14 protein-coding genes and 1 other RNA gene are annotated in these 22,088 nt (G+C 40.3%); all 15 read left to right on the top strand.

Annotation, left to right across the window (positions count from 1 at the left end; genetic code table 11):
• Window positions 1-36 precede the first annotated feature (36 nt).
• Window positions 37-516: RNase P RNA component class A (gene rnpB / locus C4S54_RS04290), an RNA gene on the top strand.
• Window positions 517-795: 279 nt separating this feature from the next.
• Window positions 796-1,659, top strand: a complete 864-nt coding sequence (gene kduI, locus C4S54_RS04285; RefSeq protein ID WP_103868438.1) for a 5-dehydro-4-deoxy-D-glucuronate isomerase — start codon at window positions 796-798, stop codon at window positions 1,657-1,659.
• Between the two features lie 93 nt (window positions 1,660-1,752).
• Window positions 1,753-2,592 (top strand): gluconate 5-dehydrogenase, encoded by an 840-nt coding sequence (locus tag C4S54_RS04280; protein WP_103868437.1) that lies wholly within the window; start codon window positions 1,753-1,755, stop codon window positions 2,590-2,592.
• 204 nt (window positions 2,593-2,796) lie between these two features.
• The gene (locus C4S54_RS04275; RefSeq protein WP_022775592.1) at window positions 2,797-3,762 is read left to right on the top strand and encodes a bifunctional 4-hydroxy-2-oxoglutarate aldolase/2-dehydro-3-deoxy-phosphogluconate aldolase; all 966 of its coding nucleotides are present in this window, start codon (window positions 2,797-2,799) and stop codon (window positions 3,760-3,762) included.
• Between the two features lie 72 nt (window positions 3,763-3,834).
• Window positions 3,835-4,860, top strand: coding sequence for a sugar kinase (locus tag C4S54_RS04270; protein ID WP_022775591.1), 1,026 nt, complete (start codon window positions 3,835-3,837; stop codon window positions 4,858-4,860).
• A 179-nt stretch (window positions 4,861-5,039) separates the two neighbouring features.
• Window positions 5,040-6,185 (top strand): GGDEF domain-containing protein, encoded by a 1,146-nt coding sequence (locus tag C4S54_RS04265; protein ID WP_103868436.1) that lies wholly within the window; start codon window positions 5,040-5,042, stop codon window positions 6,183-6,185.
• 6 nt (window positions 6,186-6,191) lie between these two features.
• Window positions 6,192-7,463 carry an HD domain-containing phosphohydrolase gene (locus tag C4S54_RS04260; RefSeq protein WP_103868435.1) on the top strand — a complete coding sequence of 424 codons (1,272 nt, stop codon included), beginning with the start codon at window positions 6,192-6,194 and terminating at the stop codon, window positions 7,461-7,463.
• Between the two features lie 126 nt (window positions 7,464-7,589).
• The gene (locus tag C4S54_RS04255; protein ID WP_160110675.1) at window positions 7,590-8,585 is read left to right on the top strand and encodes a GNAT family N-acetyltransferase; all 996 of its coding nucleotides are present in this window, start codon (window positions 7,590-7,592) and stop codon (window positions 8,583-8,585) included.
• Window positions 8,586-8,598: 13 nt separating this feature from the next.
• Complete coding sequence (locus C4S54_RS04250) at window positions 8,599-12,084, top strand: hypothetical protein (protein ID WP_103868433.1); 3,486 nt, start codon at window positions 8,599-8,601, stop codon at window positions 12,082-12,084.
• Between the two features lie 143 nt (window positions 12,085-12,227).
• Entirely contained in the window at window positions 12,228-13,283 is a 1,056-nt protein-coding gene (locus C4S54_RS04245; RefSeq protein WP_103868432.1) for a LacI family DNA-binding transcriptional regulator, read from the top strand.
• Between the two features lie 264 nt (window positions 13,284-13,547).
• A complete protein-coding gene (locus tag C4S54_RS04240; protein ID WP_022775582.1) occupies window positions 13,548-14,501 on the top strand; it encodes an ABC transporter permease in 954 nt (317 codons plus the stop codon).
• Window positions 14,502-14,520: 19 nt separating this feature from the next.
• The gene (locus tag C4S54_RS04235) at window positions 14,521-15,447 is read left to right on the top strand and encodes a carbohydrate ABC transporter permease (RefSeq protein ID WP_022775581.1); all 927 of its coding nucleotides are present in this window, start codon (window positions 14,521-14,523) and stop codon (window positions 15,445-15,447) included.
• Window positions 15,448-15,545: 98 nt separating this feature from the next.
• Window positions 15,546-17,213 carry an ABC transporter substrate-binding protein gene (locus tag C4S54_RS04230; RefSeq protein ID WP_103868431.1) on the top strand — a complete coding sequence of 556 codons (1,668 nt, stop codon included), beginning with the start codon at window positions 15,546-15,548 and terminating at the stop codon, window positions 17,211-17,213.
• Window positions 17,214-17,416: 203 nt separating this feature from the next.
• Complete coding sequence (locus C4S54_RS04225) at window positions 17,417-19,285, top strand: glycoside hydrolase family 35 protein (protein ID WP_103868430.1); 1,869 nt, start codon at window positions 17,417-17,419, stop codon at window positions 19,283-19,285.
• 59 nt (window positions 19,286-19,344) lie between these two features.
• Window positions 19,345-21,489: a glycoside hydrolase family 2 TIM barrel-domain containing protein gene (locus C4S54_RS04220; RefSeq protein WP_103868429.1), complete on the top strand. Its 2,145-nt coding sequence runs from the start codon at window positions 19,345-19,347 to the stop codon at window positions 21,487-21,489.
• Window positions 21,490-22,088: the final 599 nt, after the last annotated feature.

Below are 22,088 nucleotides of genomic sequence, written 5' to 3'. Positions count from 1 at the left end.
TTTCACAAATTTAGAATTATGGTATAATGTTGTTCCTGAGTAGGATAAATGATCGCTGCCATGCAAACGAAAGGGCATGGGAGAGGAAAGTCCGGGCTTCACAGGGCAGGATGCCAGATAACGTCTGGTGGAGGTGACTCCCAGGATAGTGCAACAGAGATATACCGCGTTTCAAATGAGGCGGGCGACCAGGCTGAAATAGACAATTTCATGCTTGCATGAAAATTGGCTTATTGCAGTCTGGGCATGCGGCGAATGCCGCGTAACGAGGAAAGCGTGCTTTCCGAGTGACCGCCGAATCGCCTTAGAAGCGTAAGGGTGGAAAGGCAGTGTAAGAGACTACCGTGCTGGTGGTAACATCAGTAGCCATGTAAACCCCATTCGAAGCAAGACCGAAAAGAAAGCAATGAGCCGGCCCGGTTCGCTTTCAGGTGGGTCGCTTGAGGCTGTCGGTGACGGCAGTCCTAGATAGATGATCATTCACGACATAACCCGGCTTACAGTCCTACTCATAAAAAGATTAAAGGCAACGCTTAACCGCGTTGCTTTTTTATTTGATTTAATAGGAAATTGCAACGCGTTTTTTATTGAAAAACACAGCAATTTTTGCAATGTGGATAAGGGCAAAATGTGATAAAATGTAAGAAATATGAAAGCTCTTACATCAGGTCAAGATTTGCAACTTTTTTGTTTAAAAATGAACTGACAAAGAATAAGTTATACCGTATCATGATATTGCGTGAATGAATGGGAAGTGTACCCATATAAAATAGTAATTCAAGAACGGAGGCAAGTATGGAACTTAGAACAGCTAGTTCACCTAGAGATGAGAAGCATTACGATACTCAGAGATTAAGAGAAGAGTACCTCATCGATGACCTTTTTCAGCCTGATGTGATTAAGCTCGTTTATAGTCATATTGACAGAATCATTACTGGTTCAGCTGTTCCTGTAAAAGAGGAACTTAAGCTTACAGCCGGAGATGAGCTTAGAGCAGAGTATTTTTTACAGAGACGTGAAATGGGCGTTATCAATATCGGTGGAGCAGGTGTTATCACCATCGATGGTAAAAAGTATGATGTAGATTACAAGCAGGGCATGTATATCGGAATGGGAGCAAAAGATGTTTCTTTTGCAAGCTGCGATGCAAATAGGCCTGCTAAGTTTTACATCAACAGCGCACCTGCACATAAGACATATCCAACAGTTCTTATTAAGAGAGAAGGAACTCCTTCTGAAGGCGTTGTTATCATCAAGGATGAGAACAAGAAAGAGCTTGGATCTCTTGAGCAGGCCAACCACAGAGTTATCAACAAGTATATTCTTCCCGGACAGGTTGAGACATGTCAGCTTGAAATGGGTATGACTGAGCTTAAGCCTGGAAGTGTATGGAATACAATGCCATGTCATACACATGACAGACGTATGGAAGTATATCTTTATTTTGATATTCCTGAGGATGCACTTGTTATGCATTTCATGGGAGAGCCTACAGAGACAAGACACATTGTTATGAGAAACGAGCAGGCTGTTATCAGCCCTAGCTGGTCAATCCATTCAGGATGTGGAACACAGGCATACACATTCATCTGGGGAATGGTCGGAGAGAATCAGGACTTCGATGACATGGATGACTGTGAGATGACATCATTGATGTAAATTTGAGAGCTTTGCAGTTATATCTTTAGATGGCTGCGATACAAAATTGAACGTAAATAATTAACAATAGCTTAATAATAGGAGGGTATTAAAATGCAGGATTTTTTAAAGAACTTTTCACTTGAAGGTAAGATTGCCTGGGTTACAGGTGCTTCTTATGGACTTGGACTTGCTTATGCAGTAGCTTTTGCAGAGAGCGGAGCAAGAGTAGTATTCAACGATATCAATCAGGACCTTGTTGACAAGGGAATGGCTGAGTACAAAAAGCTTGGAATCGACGCTTTCGGAGCTGTTTGTGACGTAACAAAAGAAGATCAGGTTCAGAACTTCGTTGCTGAAGTTGAAAAGAACGTAGGAACAATTGATATTCTTGTTAACAATGCAGGTATCATCAAGAGAATTCCTATGATAGATATGACAGTAGATCAGTGGCAGCAGGTTATCGATGTTGACCTTACAGGTCCTTTCATCTGCTCAAAGGCTGTACTTCCAGCTATGATCAAGAAGGGAAGCGGAAAGATCATCAACGCTTGCTCTATGATGTCAGAGTTCGGTCGTGAGACAGTATCTGCTTATGCAGCAGCTAAGGGCGGACTTAAGATGCTTACAAGAAACATCTGCTCAGAGTATGGTCAGTTCAATATCCAGTGTAACGCTATTGGACCTGGTTACATTGCAACTCCTCAGACAGCACCTCTTCGTGAGAAACAGCCTGATGGATCAATGCATCCATTCGACAGATTCATCCGTTCAAAGACACCTGCTCAGAGATGGGGCAAGACAGAAGACCTTATGGGACTTGCTGTATTCCTTGCATCACCTGCTTCTGACTTTATCAACGGCCAGGTTGTATATATTGATGGTGGTATTTCAGCATACATCGGACAGGATCCAAGTAACCTCGATCCTTCAAAGTTCCAGGATGTTGATTAAAAATGTCTCAAGATCAATCATGTAATCGTGCTGGCACGTAATTACATGATTGATTTTGAGACATGCCCGACAATGAGGAAAAAAGATATGCGAATGAATGAGCATATCGATTTCCGAATTGCCGGTAGCGATTGCGAGAGCGAAGCGAAGCAATCGTGTTTTAATCAAGTTAACAATATTTTTTTATAATAGAAAGGCAATAAAATGGATAAGATTTGTGAAGAACTTTACAGAATTGGTATTGTACCAGTAATCGCTATCGACGATGCAAAGGATGCTGAGCCTCTTGCAGAAGCTCTTATAAAGGGAGGACTTCCTGCTGCTGAGGTTACATTCCGTACAGCAGCAGCTGAGGAAGCTATCAGGATCATCTCTCAGAAATTCCCTGAGATGATTGTTGGTGCAGGCACAGTACTTAATGCTGAGCAGGCTGACAGAGCAAAGGCTGCAGGAGCTAAGTTTATTGTAAGCCCTGGATTTAACAGATCAAACATTGAGTACATTCAGTCAATCGGAGTACCTGTTGTTCCCGGAACAGCAACACCTGGCGAAGTTGAGCAGGCTATCGAACTTGGTCTTGATTGTGTTAAGTTCTTCCCTGCTGAGCAGAACGGTGGAATTGCAAAGATCAAGGCTATGGCAGCACCTTACACAAAGATGCACTTCATGCCTACTGGCGGAGTAAATAAGAACAACCTTAACGATTACCTCAGCTTCAACAAAGTATTCTGCTGCGGTGGTAGCTGGATGGTTAAGAAGGACCTCATTTCTGCAGGTAAGTTTGATGAGATCGAAGCTATGACAAGAGACGCTGTAAATGCTATGCTCGGCTTCAAGCTTAAGCACATCGGAATCAACCAGGATAGCGCTGAGGCTGCTGAGGCTGTTGCAGATAAGTTTGATGCTCTCTTCGGCCTTACAAAGAAAGTTGGCAATTCTTCTGTATTTGCTGGATCAGCTGTAGAGGTTATGAAGTCTAAGGGCCGTGGAACATGCGGACACATTGCTATTGGATGCAATAACATCGACAGAGCTGTATATCATCTTTCTAAGCAGGGTGTTAAATTTGATGAGTCTTCATTCTCATATGATGCAGACAATCATCTTAAGGTTGCTTATCTTGCTGATGATTTCGGCGGATTTGCTGTTCACCTTGGCAAAAATGAGTAATTTTGTTACTAAAACATTTAACACATATATCTAATCTACACTTTAGTGCAGTAATGAAAGGAATTAATTATTATGTCAAAGAAAGTTGTTACATTTGGTGAGATCATGCTTCGTCTTCAGCCTGATAACTATTTAAGATTCGTTCAGGTTGATCATCTTGAGGCTACATTTGGTGGTGGAGAGGCAAACGTTTCTGTTTCTCTTGCAAACTACGGACTTGATTCAGTTTACGTTACAAAGCTTCCTAAGCACGAAATTGGACAGGCTGCAGTTAACTCACTTAGAAAATATGGCGTAGATACATCTAAGATCACAAGAGGTGGCGACAGAGTAGGTATCTACTACAACGAGAAAGGTGCTTCACAGAGAGGCTCAAAGTGCATCTATGATAGAGCACATTCAGCAATCGCTGAGGCTGTTCCTGCAGACTTCAACTGGGATGAGATCTTCGAAGGTGCTGAGTGGTTCCACTTCACAGGAATTACTCCAGCTGTAAGTGATTCACTTGCTGAGATCACTCTTGAGGCTGCTAAGAAGGCTAAAGAGCATGGACTTACAGTTTCATGTGACCTTAACTACAGAGGTAAGCTCTGGAGCAAAGAGAAAGCCGGAAAGGTTATGGGCGAGATCTGTAAGTATGTTGACGTTTGTATCGCAAACGAAGAGGATGCTGCTGATGTATTCGGAATCGCTGCTTCTTCTACAGACGTTACAACAGGTAAGCTCAACAGAGAAGGCTACATCGAAGTTGCTCAGAAGCTCACAGATAGATTTGGATTCAAGAAAGTTGCTATTACACTTCGTGAGTCAATCTCAGCTAATGATAACAACTGGAGCGCAATGCTTTACACAGATGGACAGGCTTATTTCTCAAAGAAATATGCTCTTCGTATTGTTGACCGTGTTGGTGGTGGAGATTCATTCGGCGGCGGACTTATCTACAGCTGCGTAAATGAGTTTGATCCTCAGGCAACAATCGAATTCGCTGTAGCTGCTTCAGCTCTTAAGCACACAATCGAAGGTGACTTCAACCTTGTAACTGTTGATGAAGTTAATAAGCTTGCAGGTGGAGACGGATCAGGTCGTATCCAGAGATAATCTTTGATATTTTAGGGCCTATCCGGGAAAAGAAATATCTTTTCCCGGATAGGTTTTTTTATTGAAATAAAGTTGCGAAAAAGCATAAAAATTCTATAAATTATCACAAAGTTTTGGACCCTATTTAGTATAATGGGAGCGTAATATTGGTAGTAGATTAGGCAAAAAGGGGCATTTTATTGGCTATTTCAGGTTGGATCATATTAAATTTTTATACATCACTTTTATTGATTCTTGTTCTCATTTTCCAGGGTAAGACAATTAATACAAAATCAGCTGAACGTTTTGTTCAGCTTGTTGTGATGACTTTTATTCTTGTTGCAGCTGAGACTGTTGGACATATCGGTGAACTTTACCCTGAGAACTATTTGATCGGAATGAAGATTGGATATTATATTATCTATGCCCTTGATCCTGCAGATTATCTTTTTGCCATACTATATATAAACTGTTGGTTGGATGAAACAAAGGCCAAGTTTCAAAAAGAAGTCACCTTGGTTTACAGGGTATTTATGGGACTGAATTTTGTTTTGGTTACGATTTCAGTACTTTTTAATCTTGACTGGTTCTACTATTTTGATGGCATGAACTATGTAAGAGGACCTTACTTCCTGGTTAGGGGAGCTTTTGTGTTACTTCTCTGTGTTTTAGTATCTGTGTATGTGCTGATCAACTATAATGCAATATATACAGGCTATGTTAAGCCGATTTTGGCATTTCCTTTGATCGCCATGTTTGGAGCTTTCCTGCAGATATTCTATACAGATATGAATATGACTTATGCCTCAATAACTATAGGTATTCTCATAGTCTTTTTCTATCTGCAGACTAAAAATCTTGATATTGATTACCTTACCGGTGCACTTAATAGAAGGGGTATCGATATCGTTATGGAGAACAGGATTAAGAATTCACTGTCTACAGGACATCAGTTTTCTGCTATAATGATGGACTTAGATAGGTTTAAAGAAATCAATGATACATATGGTCATAATGAGGGGGATTATGCACTGAAAATCGTTTCAGCTATCCTGTACAAAGTTTTTTCTGACGATGCAGCCATCGGAAGGTTTGGTGGAGATGAATTTTGCGTAATAAGTAATATTTCGTCTCAGGATGAGTTGGAGGAGAGAATTGAACTGATTGATGATGAGATGGAGCTTTGGAATTATAAGAGCGAGAAACCATACAAGCTTGAGATAAGTATGGGAAGTATGATATATAATCCTGCTAACTCCATGTCTGTTAAACAGTTCCAGATAGCAATTGACGAACTCATGTATATACAAAAGAGACAACACCATTTGGCTGATAATAGAAGGTGATGGGGAATGAAATTAAGTAAAACTACAAAACTGGTGACAGTGTTTTTGTCGCTATTCGTTATTCTTGTGGTGACTTATTATACGCTTGAAATAGTGGCGAGGAATTATGTTTCTTCTGCATATGACGAAACTGTCAGTCTTACAGGGGCAAGGCTGTCAGATGAGTTTTATTCCAGCGTGAGCAGAGCTGCTACATGGAAAAGCGTAAGTGGCTATTCTTCACAGTTTGATTTTGAAATTTATAATACCGGAAAGAGTAATCTTTCCAACTGGATAGTAGAAATAGATCTGCCTTCTGATGCAACCCTTGAGAATTATTGGGGTTCCGAAGCGGTATATGATTCCGAGAGACAATGTGTTCTTTTGAGACCAACTTATTACAATAACATTATATATTCCGGTGAGAATATTGCTTTTGGAATAATTGTTAATTCAAATGAGGTCTTTACTCCTACAGAGATAGGAATCAAAGGATATAAGATATCTTCTGAAATGACGGATATCGCTAAACAAGTGATACTTATCCTTTTGATGGTCTGGTTCATTGTATTTGTAGGCCTTTTAGTTACAAGAGTTAATGTCAGAAACTACAAAGAACGACAGCGCAACGATGTGAAGATCATCCTCCAGTCAATGAATACTTTCATCAACTTCATTGATGCCAAGGACCCGTATACACGAGGTCATTCCAGACGAGTTGCCATGTATGCGGCAGAAATTGCCAAGAGAATGGGGCTTTCTGAGGATGAGATACAAAACATATATTATGCAGGACTACTTCATGATGCCGGTAAAATAAGTGTTCCGGATGCTGTTTTGAATAAGCCCGGTAAGCTTTCAGACGAAGAGCGAAAGCTTATACAAAACCACACTGTAGCGGGCGGAAAAATGCTGCTTCAGCTTTCTTCTCTTAGAGGAGTCAGAGAAACAGCTCTTTATCATCATGAAAGATATGACGGAACAGGATATCCTGATGGACTTAAGGGAGATATTATCCCTCTGTATGCAAGGATAGTTGGCGTTGCAGATTCCTATGACGCTATGTCAAGTAACCGTGTTTACAGAAGACACTTAAATAAAGACGAGATCATCGAGGAAATTCAAAAGGGATCCGGAACTCAATTTGATCCATCTATTGTGAAGTACATGGTGGATATGATCAACGATGGCTATGTCAATGTTGTTAAGATGGAGACCGCGGAAGCTGATGAAAATCACGAGCGATTCCATTTGACAGAAGACGATATACCGGGTGTATATATGGGGTTCCAGCAATAACGAAAAAGTAATAATAATTTAATTATATTTAACAAAATGTTTATCAAGAAACTGTTATTATATCTAGAGAAGGATATAATAGCAGTTTTCTTTTGCCTTGAATTAATTGATAAGGAGGTATCTATTTTGAAAGCTACATTGCTGAAAGCCGGAGAAGAGAAGTATTTCAAAGGACTTATAACAGAAAAGTTATTTGAGAAGATCAAACTTCCCAATATGCAGCTTATCGGTGTAACAACCGAAGAGGATGGAGCGGATGTTCCGATTGGGGTGGTCGTTTTTTCAGGGGTGCCGATGGATACCTTTGTCATTGAGTGGATATATATTGATCCGGAATATAGAGGCAGAGGAATTGGAACATCTTTGGTAAGAAATGTGATAAATCTTGCTAAAGATAATGATGCGCCATGCATTGCAGCTAAGTTTTCGGATTTAATACCTGTTGAAGAGGATAAAGGAGATCTCATTAGATATTTTGAGGATCTTGGGCTCGAAAATGCAGATTACAGAAATGATGAGTGGGTTCTTGATGGGAAACAGATAACAACTGAGCCGTTTATAATGAAGGCCATTGAAAAAAGAAGTAAATCAAATGATGTTGTTAATCTCTCAAATACATCAGAAGAGGAAATTATGAGCTCGCTTGTTCACATGGCAGAGGTTGGAAGGGTCATGCAGCTCTTTTCGCCTCATGGAAGGCTTGATTTCTATGATCCCAAATATAGTTTCAAACTGGTAAAAAAGGATAAAATAAAGGGCCTTTTACTTGTGCATATGGAAGGGCATGTCATTATTCCTGTTACTATAGCTGTTGAAGATGTTCGTGACCTTGGACATTTTCTTAGAGGAATAGCGAGACTGACTGCTAAGAAAATTGAAGAAACAGAATCACTTAATATCATATGCAATTCAAAAAATGCCATGAAGATTGCAAGTGTTGTATTTAAAAATGTTCAGCCTGTAGAGACTGAGTACAGGTATTGCGATATTAAAGATCTGGAAATTCTTTCAGAGCCTAAGGAAAAGGTTGAACTTAATTCGGGAAAGAGCTTTTTCATTGAAGATTATCCAACTGAAGGTTATGAATATATTGAAGATCTTTACTATACAAGAGAATGGTAGGAGGATTGAATAGATGTTACCTCATCAGAATTTACAGCAACAACATAATAATGATGTTTTTGAAATTAATAATGAACAGCTTGATTTTGCTAATCTGCAAAATGAAGATAGATTAAGACTTCAGAATGGTTTTGTTCCTACTGATGCAAAAGATACAAGAAATATTGTAGCAGCACATAAAGATGCCTGGAAAAAGCTGCCTAAAGCTCTATCAGCAGAGGAAAAAGTTCAGCTAAAAACAACAAATAATGAGCTTGTTAATAAGCTGTCTATAAAGACGACTACTGAGACACAGGAAGCGCTTTCTTTTGAAGAAAGGAATAAGACAAGAAGGTCTGTAATCGAGAATCAGACACAGCTTCTTGATCAGGACAGCAAGTGGTATTCCAAGGACTCCAAGTCCATGCAGCAGGTAAAAGAAAAGGTGAATACCATCTATAATCTTATGAAAGCTGAGCTTCCTAAAAGAGAAGGAGGTGAACTTGGAGTCAATCCAAGTGCTGTTAAAGAGCAGTATTCAAAGGCTTATGATGATGCCATAAAAGCCTGCAATGATTATATTGACAGCCATAAGAATCCATGGTTTGCTGCAGGAATAAGAAGAAAGCAGAAAGTCATGGCTCTTTATGAGAATCTCCGTGAAGAAAAAGCTCTTATCATTCAGGCTACAGAAATGATGAAGAGTGGTGCTTTTGGAGAGCAAATAGACAATATAAAGACCGGCTCTGATCTTTTGCTTCAAATGCACAGTATTAAGATATCCGAAAGCAAAATGGAGAGAGAAGGTAATACAACCACTGTATACCGACTTAAGGATAAAGATGGCAACGAGTATTACATGAAAGAGAACCTCCCTCTTATCAGCAATGAGCTGGGTTCATATCTCGACAGACGTATTAAACAGGTTAAGAGTAATATCGGGTCAGATACAAAGGAACAGAGACTTGAAAAGCTCAGCGACAAAGAGCTAAAAAGTGATATGAAAGTTATGCAGTACATGCTAAAGAAACTGACTCTTAACCCGAATGGAAGCGGCGATGATAAGGTTACTCAGTCTGATAAGATAGCTACTGAAAAGCGCTATCTTAAATTCCTTGGCCATGATTTTAACAAATTCTATGAAAGATTATCTGAATATAATGAATTTGTAAAATTTTCTAAGTCTGTAAAAATACGTATACAGGAGGCTGCAAGCAGTGGCGGAGCTATAGACCCAGCGATGATTGAAGAAACCAGGAATAAACTGCGATCGCTGGAAGCAGAAGAAAAAAAAGATGATGGCGCCATAGCATACGTAAAAATGCTTTTAAGGACCATGGAAAATCCTCAGAACGCTCCTGCGGCAGGCGGACAGGTAGCTGTTGAGGAAAAGGCTGATAAAAAGTTTGATGACCTTAAAGAGCTTACTGAAAAGGACTGGCTGTTAAAAAATATTAAGGATCTTGGCCTTGATAAGAAAAAAGATTCTGAACTGATAAATAAGCTGGTAGAGCTGTGCGATGATCATGCAGATAAAAAACTTGGTCTTAGAAGGCTGCTTCTTAGAACTATGGGTAAGGATGCCGAGCTTTATGGTCAGATGACAGAAAACAGCGGAGTAATTAATAAAGGTGATAATGAAGAAGTAGTAGTTGCTACCAATAATACAGCTACCTGGAGAATTGCAAAACAGTTTGGCTTCCAGGATGTAATTACATCTTCCCAGTCTTCTGTAGTAAAAATGAAGCTTGCAGGCAGTGAGAAGGAAGAGGATGTCAACTGTACACTTATGAGTGTGGCACCCGGACTTGAAATGCTTAAGCTTGTAGAGCTTGCTCAAAAGAGTGGAGCAAAGCTTCAGTATTCACCAAATGCGGTAAGACAGCTTATGAGACTTCAGATGCTTGATACAGTCTGCCTTCAGACAGATCGACACTGGAGAAACTTTAAGTGTAAAACTGAGCCGGACATTACTGATCTGATTGAAAATGACCCTAATTCACAGGAAGCTTTGAACAAGTTAAAAAATGCCGGAAGTATTAAGATAGTAAGCATCATGTCCTATGACCATGATCAGGCTTTTTCTAAGGATAAAGGAATTGAGAAAAAAGATTTTGAGCAGACAGGTGCTGATGGCAAGAAGATAGCAAAGAAGAATGGTTTCCTGCCTCCGATTTTTACCAATATTGAGGAGAACAGTACTCAGTTTGACTATCTGGAGGATAAGTCCGGAACAAAACCGGTTAGAAGAAAATATGTTCCTAAAATACTGGACAAAGCACCGATTGAAAAGGTGGGAGAGCCTGTTATAAGGGAAAAATACAAAAAAGAGCATGAGTGGAAGTGTACCTTTGGTTTATACAGTATCAACACAAATGAGACTGATATGGACCCATTTAACGATTCGGCTCTCTATTCTAATTTCTTTAGAGATCTAACGCAGCATACAGATGTATACAAGCAATTATTTAGCATGGCAGCTGGGATAAAACAAGATGACAAGGCAAAAATCAATAGCTGTTTTGATACTTTTATAAAATACAGAGAATCTGAGAACGCGGATCAGCGTGCTGATGCATTTTTGGCTCTGCAGGATTTAAAAGAAATATATGACAGATGTGTTGCCAAAAATTCCGATGCCTTTGTTAAGGTTGACAGTGATAAAAAATCAAAAGAGTGCATGGTGCCTTTGCAGGTAAAAAACTTGCTATCTCAAGAAAATAGAAATAAAATGAAATTTGAAAGTGCAGGGAGTCCTGTAGGTACAGTAAAGATGGATAACCTGCAGGGTGGCGAATTTGATTTCAAAATGCAGATGATATTCTATAGAACCTCAACTTTTATTAAAAATGACCTACAGGTACAGAAGGTGCTTAGAAATAAGATCCGTCTGCGGGAAGGTAAAGAACCGACATTAGATGAAAAAGAATTTGAAGCTGCCGAGGATAAGCGCATAGCAGAGATAAATAAGAAACGTGCAAGGCTTAAAGGTGATGTACCAACGCTTCTTCATATGGATAAAGCTGCCTATGAGTCCATTAAAAATATGAAGGATACATGGAAAACTCAAGAGGCAATATTGCTCGATCTTAAGTGGGATACAGAGCGTATAGAGGCTATGAAGAAACGTATTGACTCTTATCTTGACCAGATTGAACAAGCCAGAAAGATAGCAGAACCTTGGCTTAAGGACAAATATAAGGATGCAAATGATCCAAGGGCAAAGTTCTTCCTTGATGAAAAGGATTACGATAAATTCGAAGATATTACTGAATTTGCGTGGGATCCCGGAATGTCATACCTGTGTAATGAAGATGAAAACTATCTTCTTGCCGAGGAGGATTACAGTAAGAGATTCAGTAGTGAACAGCAGAAGGCTATTGTTGATAAGGTAAACAAACAGAGAAAGAATTCTCCTAGACTTCATGATATAGCTCCAGAAGAAGAAGCAAAGAAAGAAGGAGGTAAGTGGACAAAACCTAAATATAAGTCACTTATCAATGGTAAACTTGCTAAATAATCACAAAGATTAAAAGACTCCTGTCAGACATCTTTTGGTACTGACAGGAATCTTTTTTTCATCTACCATATTGACATTAAAAAGCATATTTCGTAATATTAAATTTGAAATCGGTTTCAGACAGTCCCCAAGACGGAGTTCTTATGGAAAAAGAAAAGCTGAATACCGCAAAAACCATTACAATCTATGATATTGCAGAGGAGGCAGGAGTGTCTGCGTCCACTGTTTCTCGTGTGCTCAATGGAAGCGCATCTGTCCGTAAGGAAAAGAAAGAACGAATCCAAAAGATAATTGAAAAATATAATTTTAAGCCAAATGCCCTGGCAAAGGGATTGTCAGACACAGCTACTAAAAATATAGGTATAATAGCTGCTGATGTGAGAAACCCATATTATTCAGCTCTTTTTGTAGCTTGTGAACTTGCAGCTGAAAAGGCCGGATACAGCGTGGTTCTCTCTAACAGCCTCGGAGAAAATGAAAGAGAAAGAGCTCAGCTTGATATCATGATGCAGCAGAGGGTTGATGCTATCATACAGATGGGCGGAAGAGTAGATGACCTTATTACGGATGATTCCTACGCCGAGAAGGTGAGAGGAATCTGCGAAAAAACTCCGGTTATTGTCACAGGAAAGCTTGATAAGGCACCTGTCCACAGTGTGGTCATTGATGAATCAAGTGCTATGGATATACTTATGGAGCATCTCTTTGAACTGGGGCACGAAAAAATCGCTCTTGTTGGCGGCGAGATGAAAGTTGCATCTACATACAACAAATATCAGAAGTACCAGGAAAACTTAAGAAAAAAAGGAATTAAAGAGCGAGGAGAGTATGTGGTAAACGGCACATATGATCCAGAGTCGGGATATGAATGCACAAATAAAGTGCTGGACCTTGAAGAGAGGCCGACGGCGATCATCGCAATAAACGACTTTGCTGCCAGTGGAGCAGTAAGGGCAATCAAAGAGCATGGACTCAGGATTCCGGAAGATATATCCCTTGTGAGCTTTGATAACACTTATATTGCTGAGCTTACAATTCCAAAGCTTACAAGTATCGATTATGACTATGAAGGTTATGGAAGGGCTCTTATCGAGACAGCAGTGGCTGCAGCAGAGGGAAAAGATGTAGAAATGACACAGATGATAAGCCCTAAGCTGGTAGTCAGAGAAAGTTCAGGGAAACTTGCAGGTGGTATATAAAAGGGTTCTAAGGTTTGTGAAATTATATACAATAATCATACGTGATTTGGCATTTTGAACAAAAAACAGGCGGAGTTAACATAATAACTCCGTTTTTTTGTTGCATATCGCCAAAAATGCAATCGGTTTCAAAAATCGCGTTGAAATAATATGTCAATTGTGTTTAAATAATATTATGAAATCGGTTGCATCAGGTAATAATGCACAATATGGGGACTGTGCCGTGATGAATTGCAACTGAAAGAGTATTAGTAGGAGGATATTATGATAAAAAGAAGCAAGACAACTTCTACAGGAGTCAGAAAACGTGGCCTTTTAGAGACACTATGGAGATACAGAGTCCTTGAACTTATGTGTTTACCGGCTGTAGTATTCTTCTTTATGTTCAGCTACATGCCTATGCCTGGTATTTGGGTTGCTTTTGTAAAGTACAACTATAGAAAAGGCATCTTTGGAAGTAAGTTTGTAGGACTTCAGAATTTTGAATTCCTTGCAGAATCAGGAAAGCTCTTTTCCCTGACAAGAAACACAGTTCTTTATAACCTGGCATTTATTATTCTTGGTAACCTGGTAGCGGTTCTTATAGCTATCCTGCTTAATGAGATCAGAGCCAAGATGTTTAAGAAAGTATCGCAGACACTTATGTTTTTACCTTACTTTATTTCCCAGGTTTTGGTAGGTCTTTTAGTTTATTCCCTTTTGAACTACGATACAGGATTTGTTAACGAGATCCTTACAGCTCTTGGTAAGGCGAAATGGCAGCCATATTCAGATCCGACAGTTTGGCCATGGCTCATTGTCCTGATCCACTTGTGGCAGCAGACAGGTTACAACTCAGTTGTTTACTTTGCAGCAATCTGTGGTATCGATGCTGAGATAATTGAGGCTTCAAAGGTTGATGGCGCCAATGCTTTCCAGCGTATCAGATACATTATCCTTCCATCACTTCGTCCTACAATTGTTATTCTTCTTTTGTTTGCACTTGGTGGAATCGTTAGAGGTAACTTCGGACTGTTCTGGAACATTATCGGTTCTAACTCAGTTCTTTATGAAACAACAGATATTATCGAGACTTTCGTTTATAGAGCTACAATGTCAGATTTCAATTTCTCAACTGCTTCTGCGGTTGGTTTCTACCAGTCAATAGTTGGCTTTGTTATCGTTATGCTTGCTAACTTTGCGGTTAAGAAGATAGATCCTGACTACTCTTTATTCTAAAAAAAGGAGAAATTGAGAAATGGCAAAAAGTAAAGATATGGAGTTTGAAGTAGGAAACTCCAAGATTAAACTTGGAAAATCGGATTACGTGGTAAGAGGCCTTGGATATGTACTTGTTACTCTCTATGCAATTGCCTGCGTATTCCCATTCCTCATTATCATCGGAACTTCTTTTACAAGTGAATCATATATCAGAACTCACGGAGTTCAGCTTATTCCAAGAGATGTTACCCTGAAGGCTTATGAGATGGTTATTGGAAGCGGTAATATCTGGAAGTCATATGGTCTTACGATCATGATGACACTTATTGGAACAGTTTGCGGACTTTTGATCATTGCGATGACAGGCTACGCCCTTCAGAGAAAAGACTTCCCGCTTAGAAATGCAATTTCTTTCTACATTTACTTTACAAGTCTTTTCAGCGCAGGTCTTGCTCCTTACTACCTGCTTATGACACAGACATATAAGCTCCTTGACAGCTACCTTGCAGTTTTGCTTCCGCTTATGATGTCACCATGGCTCATCATTCTTATGAAGAACTTCATCAAGCAGATTCCTCATGAGATCACAGAGTCAGGAAAAATAGACGGTGCAGGAGATATGACAGTATTTGTTTATCTTATCCTTCCTATGATCAAGCCTGCACTTGCAACAATAGGTCTTTTCCTTGCACTTGGTTATTGGAATGAGTGGTATCAGTCATCTCTTTTCCTTACAGCCAAGGTAACAGTTAAGCCTCTTCAGTACACACTTTATGAGATTGTTAATAAGCTTGATGCGCTCCGTAACTCAGTTGCTGGACAGTATGTAACACTTACAGATATTCCTGAGCAGAGCGTAAAGATGGCTAATGCAGTACTTGCAACAGGTCCTATCGTACTTCTTTATCCATTCGTTCAGAAATACTTCATCGGAGGCATAACAGTAGGAGCAGTAAAAGGCTAAGCGAAGCGAGAGCTTAAGTTCCTTATTATTTAATTCAAATGAAATCCGCTTTGCGGATTCAGATACATATTTTCTTATCATCAAGAAGGAGGAAAGAAATGAAGAAAAAGTTATTAGCAACATTACTTAGCGTAAGCATGGTAATGGGAATTGCTGCTTGTGGCTCATCTACAGCAGAGAGCACAACAACTGGTAGTGACACAACTGCTACACAGACAGAGTCAACAACAAGCACAGAGAGCACAGATTCATCTGCTAGCGCAGACGCTGCTGCAATCGACACATCTGAACACGTTGTAATCAATTATATGACAACTGGTGATCCGCCAGAGTCAGGAAGCGAGAAGGAAGCTAACCTTAACGAGATGCTTGATAAGCTCAATGCAATCCTTACAGAAAAGGTTAATGCAGAACTTCAGATTTACTATATTCCTTGGACAGATTATCTTTCAAACTACAACCTTACACTTGCTCGTATGGACGGTAGTGTAGACCTTGTAGGTACAGCATCTGACTGGCTTGATGCTTGGCCAAATGCTAAGAATGGTGCTTTCCTTGAGCTTTCAGAGGATATGCTTAAGACATATGCACCTCAGACATGGGCAAGCGTTCCTGCAGATCACTGGGATCTTTGCAAATACAATGGTGAGATCTATCTTATGCCTGAAGACAACTATGCACAGTGGACAAACCACGGCTGGATCTATCGTCTTGACTGGGCTAAGGAAGCTGGACTTGCAAATGGTGTTCATAGCTGGGAAGATATGACAACATATGTTAAGTGGTGCAAAGAGAACAAGACAGATCTTAAGTATGTTTGGGATTCAGACGGAACACAGTATTCACAGATGGCTAACGGTTGGATCGCATCTCATACAAACTTCGTAGCAATTGATGGTATCTGCTCAGGTGCTCTTTGGGGCGGTACAAAGGATGATCTTTACACAATTACTGTTCCTGCTATGACAGAGACAGAGTCACTTGTTGAGTATGCTAAGCTCATGAAGGAATGGGCTGAAGCAGGCGTTTGGCCAACAGACGTACTTAACAACACATCAGGAAGCAACCGTGATGAGTTCCGTGTAGGCGATGTTGCTGTAGAGCAGCACCATACACAGACATGGACAGACCTTTGCTCAGCTACTCCTGCAAACACAATTTTCCAGGATGATCCAGAAGCTGAAGTAGGATTCTTCTATTGGGGCGAAGAGACACAGAACGTTGTAGCTCTTTCAATCACACACGGTGCTATGGCTATTTCTGCAGGAAGTGCACACCCAGAGCGTGCGCTTATGGTTTATGACCTCCTTAGAAACGATCCTGATTGCTACAAGCTTTTCTGCTATGGTATTGAAGGAAAGTCATGGGAGCTTAACGCAGACGGACTTCGTACAACACCAGCTTCATACAACTCTGAGACAGAGAACATTAACGGTATGACAAACTACTGGTGGGGCAGAAACGACGACCTTGAGATCAAGGACGCTACAAGAAACTGGGATGCTATTGATAAGCTCTATGCTGAATATGACAAGATCAAGATTGACTATCCATATGGTCAGTTCGTTCCTGAAGTAGACAGCATCCAGGGTAAGATTGATAACTGTAACGAGCAGTATACAAACTACATGAAGCAGATTTCCTTCGGTCTTTATAACGGAAGTGCTGAGGATATCGTAGCTGAGATGCAGGCAGCTCTTAAGACAGCAGGTGTTGATGACGTTACAGCAGAGCTTCAGGCTCAGTTCGATGCTCTTTACAAGTAATAACTTGTTAAGCTAAGAACATCCTATAAGCAATTCACAAGGGAATACTGTTAATTAGACAGTATTCCCTTTTTGCTTTAAACAAACGCTTTTTATGATATAATAAACGCTCTGATTTTTGTGCTTTTATTTTTATATATTTATATTTTGGGTAAAAATGTGGATATATAAGGATAAAAACAAGCTTTATAGGAGATTATATTATGGGAAAATTTGAGATCAAAGATACGTTTATTCTTAACGGAGAACCATTTAAGGTTATATCCGGTTCTTTTCACTATTTCAGAACTGTTCCTGAATACTGGAGAGACAGACTTGAAAAATTAAAGGCTCTTGGCTGCAACACGGTCGAAACATATATTCCCTGGAACCTCACAGAACCTAAGAAAGGTGAGTTCAATTTTGAAGGCTTCTGCGATGTGGAAAAATTCATTCAGACTGCCACAGAGCTTGGACTTTATATTATAATAAGACCTTCTCCATATATCTGCGCAGAATGGGAATTTGGCGGTCTTCCTGCATGGCTGTTAAAAGACAGGAATATGCGCCTTAGAGTTAGCTATAAGCCATTCCTCGATGCAGTAGAAGATTATTATAAAGTTCTTTTACCAAAGATCACTAAGTACCAGATTGATAATGGCGGAAATATTATTCTCATGCAGATTGAGAATGAGTATGGATATTATGCAAATGATCATGAGTACATGAAGTTCATGTCTGATCTTATGAAAAAATATGGCGTTACAGTGCCACTTATCACATCTGACGGACCATACCATGAGAGTTACCGAGGTGGCTATGCTGAGGGAGCGCATCCTACAGGCAACTTCGGCTCCAAGACAGAAGAGAGATTTGATGTTATAAAAGACTATGCAAATGGCGGACCACTTATGTGCGCCGAGTTCTGGGTTGGCTGGTTTGACCACTGGGGCAATGGCGGCCATATGAAGGGTAACCTTGTTCAGAGTACAGAGGACCTTGATAAGATGCTTGAGCTCGGAAATGTCAGCATCTATATGTTTGAGGGCGGCACAAACTTTGGATTCATGAACGGCTCAAATTATTACAACGAGCTCACACCTGATGTTACTAGCTATGATTATGACGGAATCCTTACAGAGGATGGCCAGATCACAGAGAAATATAAGAAATATAAAGAAGTTATTTCAAAGTATGTGGACGTTCCTGAAGTTGAGTTCTCTATGGATATCAAGAGAAAAGCATACGGAAAACTTGAGTGTAAGGAGAAGGTAAGTCTTTTCTCTGTAGTAGATGACCTCAGTACTCCTGTTCACCTTCCATACACTGTAAACATGGAGGAGCTTGACCAGAGCTATGGTTACATCCTGTACAGATCAAGACTTCACTCAGAAGCAGGAATTGCCAAGCTTAAATTGTGGGAAACAGCAGACAGGGCCAATGTTTTTGTGGATGAAAATCCTCTTATCACGCTCTATGACCACGAACTTGATGAAGAACATAACATTCCTATGGAGAAGTTCCTTGCCTGCAGTCAGCCTGCGCAGATGCTTGCCGGAAAATTCATGATGGAGAGAGGCTTGACTCCTGAAACTGCAGCGGCTGCGATTGGAGAAGCAGGTCTTTCTACCGGAACTCTTACAGGACTTAATGAGAAATTTGATGTCCTTGTTGAAAATATGGGACGTGTGAACTTCGGACCTCGTATGGAGACTCAGCGCAAGGGCATAGGCAGATGTGTTCAGATCAACGGACATATCCACAATGATTGGGATATTTACACACTTCCTCTTGATAATGTTGAGAAAATCGATTTTAATAAGGAGTACAAAGAGGGAACTCCGGCCTTTTACAGATTCACTTTTGACGTAAAAGAAAAAGGTGATACATTTTTGGACTTTGAAGGATGGGGAAAAGGTGTTATATTCTTAAATGGATTTAATCTTGGCAGGTTCTGGGAGATTGGACCGCAGAAGAGATTATATATCCCAGCACCACTGCTTAAAGACGGCGAAAACGAGATCATTGTCTTTGAGACAGATGGCAAGCATACAGATACTATAGAATTAAAGGATGAGCCGGATATAGGCTGAGAGCTTAAGTTCCTTATGACACTTGGCGAGGTTCTCCTTTAATATTCCAGTGAGGAATTATGGATACTAAACTATTAACGCTAACAAACAATTGGAAATTTCACTACGGAGAGTGTGAAGATGCATGGTACAAGGGGTACGATGACAGCAGCTGGGAGGATGTAACTGTTCCTCACGATTTTTCTGTGACTTCACCCTTTTCCAAGGATTATTCAAGTGGAACAGGTTATCTTCGCGGTGGAATAGCCTGGTATAGGATCAGTATCCGTATTCCCGAGGAATACAGAGGAAAAAAGATCACTCTCGTATTCGATGGTATATATAAAAACAGCTATGTATGGGTCAACAGCTACTTTATGGGCAAAAGACCCTATGGCTATTCTGAGATTGCCTATGACATTTCAGGTCAGGCAAGCTTTGGAGATGAACTTACCCAGATCAGCGTCAAGGTCGTACACACAGACATTGCTGACTCCAGATGGTTTACAGGAAGCGGTATAACACGTAAGGTTACCCTCATGATCTCTGAACAGGTAGCCCCTGTTGTAGGCGGTGTTTTCTTTAAGTGTGACAGCGTTGAAAAGGACGGAAAGAAAACAGTTGCCAAGGTTTCTGTAAGAAATGAGATCTACTGCGGTGTGGCCGGCATTGGCAAGAAAAAGAAGACCAAGGTCATTTCACAGAGTACTCTTCTTGACAACGATGGAAAAATAGCCCTTGTAATGCAGGGAGAGCTTTCTGCATCAGAGGGTAAAACAGAAATTATAGATTTATCCGGCTCTTTTAAAAGTCCCAAGCTCTGGGCTCCGGATTCACCATATCTTTATACCTTGGAAACAAGGCTTTCAGTGGATGGAAAGAGCTATCTGGTTGATACCAGAAAAGTGGGAATAAGAACATTTTCTTTTGACCCTAATAAAGGCTTCTCACTTAATGGAAAGAGCATGAAATTCAAAGGTGTATGCGTTCATCATGACGGCGGATGCCTTGGAGCTGCCATGAAAAAAGAGGTCTGGAGAAGACGTCTTGAGCTCCTTAAAAAGTCGGGCTGCAACGCTATCAGATGCAGCCATAATCCTCATATGCCTGAGCTTTATGATCTCTGCGATGAGATTGGCTTTATGATGATGGATGAAGCATTCGATGAGTGGGAAAACCCCAAGAATAAATGGTCTACAGGCCATAACGTTTATCCACCAAAGCATCAGGGGTACTATGAAGACTTCCCAATGTGGCATGAGATTGACCTTCGCACCATGATAAGGAGAGATCGAAATCATCCTTCTGTAATACTCTACAGTATTGGTAATGAGATCGATTATCCAAATGACCCATATTGTCATCCTATGTTCTCTGAGATGACCGGTAACAATGATAACAACAAACCGGCAGCTGAGAGACAGTACGATGTAAATAAGCCTAATATGGAGAGACTTGCTGTCATAGCAAAAGAGCTTGTGTCCATAGTTAAAGATGAGGATTCTACAAGACCTGTGACTGTTGCAGCAGCATTCCCTGAGCTTTCAACAAGGATTGGATTTATTGATGAGCTTGATGTGGTGGGATATAACTACAAAGAGCACTTGTATGAGCAGGATCACAAGCGTTTCCCTAAAAAGACTTTCATTGGAAGCGAGAATGGTCACAGCCCTGAAGCCTGGAAGGTGGTTAAAGACAATGACTATGTCTGTGGACAGTTCCTCTGGACAGGAATTGATTATTTAGGTGAGGCACAGGGATGGCCGGTGAGAGGTTCATCTGCCGGATTCATCACTACAGCTGGTTTTGCCAAGGAAGAGTTCTTTGAGAGAAGTAAGCTTTGGGGAGGCGTTGGCCTTACACAAAAGAAATCTGATGAAGTTACAGTTGAGCTTTGGAAGCCTGAGCTTTGCTGTGATATGAACCTTAAGTCAGAGTTTATTGAGAACCACAAAGAGATTGGGTACATTTATCAGGTTATAGTGAGGGTTCCTGAAAATCTTCCTGAAAAAGATATTCTTGTACAGGTTACAGGAGCAGGAGAACTGGCTGGAATCGATAACGGCGATCTTTCAGATCTTACACCATATACAGCCAATTACAGAAAAACTGTAGATGGAAAGCTTGTAATATATATCAAGAGAATGGCTACAGGAAAGATAAACGTGGCAGTTAGAGAAGTGATCGCTGAAAAGTCCAATGTTCTTGCAAAGATAAATATTTGATAATATATAATTAGAATTGCTCCTTGTTACGAATGCTTACGCTGACGGCGTAAGCATTTTTTTATTATCAGTTCATCATTCATAGAAATAACAACATATTGTGGATGGGGCGGTTTAAGAAATTGGAAAGGAATTGGCTCTGTACGCCACCATTGACTGGACCTAAGGAAAACGCCTTGGTCTGCGAGCCGACGGTGAGGATGATGGGAACAGTAGTTAGATTCCTTCACCGTCGGATTCAGCATTGTAGCGTTTTCCTCAGCCCACGTCAATGGCAAGCACCTTCGGTGTGGCTGGATACAAGTGCCTCTGGCTCTGAATCCAGGAACAGTAGGCGTGGCTACTTTCAAGAATATGTGTGACTATATGTCTGCGTCTTTCAATTTAAAGAGAGCGAAGATTCTGTTTTGGAAATATAGCCTGATTTTTGAGTTTACGACACCATGCGACTAGGTTTTTGATTTGTGATTTTGGGCATATACGACCTTATTTGAGGTTACCACACCATTATATAGAGATCATATGTCCTCAGTTCACTCATCCAATGGATGTGGCAATCCATTTTTTCTCGTATATGCCCAGTTTCACTTCCTGAAAAT

Origin of the sequence: Butyrivibrio sp. Su6, from assembly GCF_900108105.1 — a bacterium.
Classification (GTDB): domain Bacteria; phylum Bacillota; class Clostridia; order Lachnospirales; family Lachnospiraceae; genus Butyrivibrio.
The sequence above is the reverse complement of the archived record's forward strand: the minus strand, read 5'-3'. Positions and strand labels throughout refer to the sequence as shown.